The organism is Streptococcus infantis, from assembly GCF_047460405.1.
In the GTDB taxonomy this organism is placed as follows: domain Bacteria; phylum Bacillota; class Bacilli; order Lactobacillales; family Streptococcaceae; genus Streptococcus; species Streptococcus infantis_Q.
In genome coordinates this window covers 1-2,863 of the sequence record NZ_JASHGH010000034.1, presented here as the reverse complement: position 1 = coordinate 2,863, position 2,863 = coordinate 1, and the positions used below count along the sequence as shown (strand labels likewise).

Sequence of the window (2,863 nt, the reverse complement as noted above, 5' to 3'; positions counted from 1 at the left end):
TTGTAGACTATATTGATTACTACAACAACAAACGAATTAAGGTAAAACTAAAAGGACTTAGTCCTGTACAATACAGAATTAAATCCTTTGCTTAAATTAATTGTCTAACTTTTTGGGGTCAGTACATAAGTGTTCAAAAACTTTATACTATGCATTTTATACTTGAAAGCTTCACTCAATTTCATTTTCAAATTGAGTTTTTACCCAACCTATCTTCTTAAACTTATTTCACGTGACTTTCAAAGTCTTTTTGACTCTTCTCGACAGAATTTTTACGTTCTTGTTCCCATTTAGCCTTGGCTTCAGCAAATTGAGAGCTTGTAACAACATCTGTCTGCAATCTCATGTACTTGTAGTTGCTTCCAGTTCCTTTGATACCAACTAGTGAGTAAGCGCGTGTAAATGGTGTCACACGAGTCACTGAAGCACCACCACCGTTTGACACAACTGGGATTAGAAGGGAACTATCAATCAACCAAGCTTGTGCATCTGCGTAGTTTTCATAGCGTTTAGCTACATCTGTATTTTCTGCATCTGCTGTTTTTAATTTTTGAGTATATTGGTCCAATCCGATACTTGTAATCTTATCAGCATCCTTGCTTGGATCAAGTCCCAAAATCTTGAGATAGAATCCATCTTCAGAGTTGAAAGGATTGAGGTAAGTTGAAGGATCTTGGTAGTCAGCTGACCATCCATCCAAGTTCAAATCATAGTCATGATCTGCAGGAGTTGGCGCTTGAGCTGTTGCGTTTGTATAATCATCTGTCGACAATTGGATAACATCAACCACTACATTTTCAGAACCGAGCGTTGATTCGATTGATTGTTTGATTGAGTTTGTTCCAGAAAGCAAGGTCTTGTTAACCTGGTCTACAGGCAAGTCCAAATGAATTGGGAAGTTCACACCTTGGGCCTCTAATTCTTTTTTAGCTTCTGCAAACTTGGCTTGTGCTTTATCTTTATTGAAATAACCATCTTGAGCATCTTCAAGATTCATATTTGACCATTGTGTACCATAGTTGACCAATTTGGAAGCAACTGTTTCACCAAAAGTCTTGTCTCCAACTTGTACGAAAGTTGGTGGTACAAGCGAGTTACGAAGAGTGTTCTTAGCTGCTTCTTCACCATTTGATTGAGCTGAGTAGGCTGTACGATCAATGGCGAAGTTAACTGCCTGACGGAAGTTTTTATTCAAAACTGCAGCTTGAGTTGCTTGTTTTTGTTCATCGCTTGTTTTTGCAGTATGGTTATAAGCACCACGGTTGACGTTAAAGTTATAGTACCAAGATGTTGCATCTTGCAAGCTATAAACGATATTGTCCTTGTATTTTTCCTTTGTCTTAGCGAAGTTTGAGCTATTTGGATAAACACCTGCAGATGAGTAAGCACCACTTTCAAAGTTACGAATTGTCAAGTCTTGGTCTGAACCATCAAAGTAGGCCAATTTTACCTTTTCGATCGTTACTTTTCCTTGGTCATAGTAATGTGGGTTTTTCACATATTCGATAGAAGACTTAGATGTAAAATCTTTTAACAAATATGGTCCGCTATAAAGAATGCTATCTGGTTTCAGGGTTCCGAAGTCTTTACCTTTGGAAGCAAGGAATTCTTCATTCACAGGGAACAAGATACTGTTGGTTGTTTTTGAGTTCCAGAATGGCTCTGGACGAGTCAAGGTATATTGTACAGTATAGTCATCCAAGGCTTTGACACCAACATTTGAAAAGTCCGTATTTGCACCTGTTATATAATCATCTAAGCCCTTGATAGAGTTCTGAATCAAGTCCAAGGCTTGTCCCTTGTTGTCAGCAGCGTACTTGATACCAGTTACAAAGTCCTGTGCTTTAAGGGGAGCGTATTCTTCACCGTCAGCTGTAAACCACTTGGCATCTTGGCGAAGTTTGTAGGTATAAGTTAAACCATCCTTAGAAACACTCCAATCCTCTGCAAGGGCAGGAATAAGGTTTCCGTAGTTATCATTTTCAAGCAAACCATCAACCAAGTTGGTTACAATAGCAGTGTTATCACCAGCGTAGTCCAAGAGATAGTTGAAGGTTGTTGGATCTGCACCAAAGGTCGACGAGTATGTTTTACCGTCTGATGCTGACTGGCCACATGCTGTCAATAGGACCGCAGCAGCAAGCGTCAAACCTGCTCCTAATAAGCGTTTTTTCATGCTCATGATTCATTTCTCCTTATATGTTAGGTTTTATAACATATAACTATTTTATCAAATTTTAGCCTAAAAGTAAAGTTATATACTGTTTGTGCTCTCATTGGCAATAGAAAAAAATAAAGAAATCCTGCTTCAAAACAGGATTTCTTTATTCAGGCTCTATAATTTCTGTAGTGGGTAAAACCACCATAGGAATTATGGAGCCTTTTTTGTTGTAGAAAAAAAGTCCCATAAGACCTATAATGAAAAGCGACCAAACCATCATTAGAAAGAATCTTATGGAACAATTAAATTTTATCACAAACTTACTCGGAATTAAAGACAAGAACATCAAAATCTTGGATTATCTTGATGCTGGAACTCATAAAGAAGTCATCGCTAAGCTAGATTATCCTGCTCCTAAGTGTCATCACTGCCTAGGGCAAATGACTAAATATGACTTCCAGAAAGAATCTAAAATCCCCTATCTAGAGTGTGCAGGCTATAAGACACTCATTCGATTGAGAAAACGCCGTTTCCGTTGTAAAGTCTGCGGGAAAATAGCTGTCGCAGAGACTTCCTTAGTCAAAAAGAATCACCAAATCGCGACCATCGTCAACCAGAAAATCACTCAAAAATTAATCGAGAAAGTCCCTATGACGGCTATCGCAGAAAGTCTATCTGTCTCTACTTCGACAGTCATTCGTA

3 protein-coding genes are annotated in these 2,863 nt (G+C 38.4%); 2 read left to right on the top strand and 1 reads right to left on the bottom strand.

The genetic code is table 11. The features are described 5' to 3' along the window. On the top strand, positions 1-95 hold a 95-nt coding region (locus QM928_RS09780; RefSeq protein ID WP_414267512.1), incomplete at its 5' end, for an IS3 family transposase. Between the two features lie 128 nt (positions 96-223). Here QM928_RS09780 and QM928_RS09775 read toward each other — a convergent pair. Next, on the bottom strand, positions 224-2,182 hold the full coding sequence (locus QM928_RS09775; RefSeq protein ID WP_414295145.1) for a peptide ABC transporter substrate-binding protein: 1,959 nt from the start codon (positions 2,180-2,182) through the stop codon (positions 224-226). A gap of 272 nt (positions 2,183-2,454) precedes the next feature. Between QM928_RS09775 and QM928_RS09770 the strand changes: the two genes are divergently transcribed. Beyond that, positions 2,455-2,863 (top strand): transposase family protein (locus QM928_RS09770; protein WP_414295157.1); only part of this gene is annotated, 409 nt, incomplete at its 3' end.

Bases quoted from the DNA above. Each gene is read 5' to 3' on its own strand.
- QM928_RS09775 (WP_414295145.1), bottom strand. From the start codon at position 2,182: ATGAGCATGAAAAAACGCTTATTAGGAGCAGGTTTGACGCTTGCTGCT.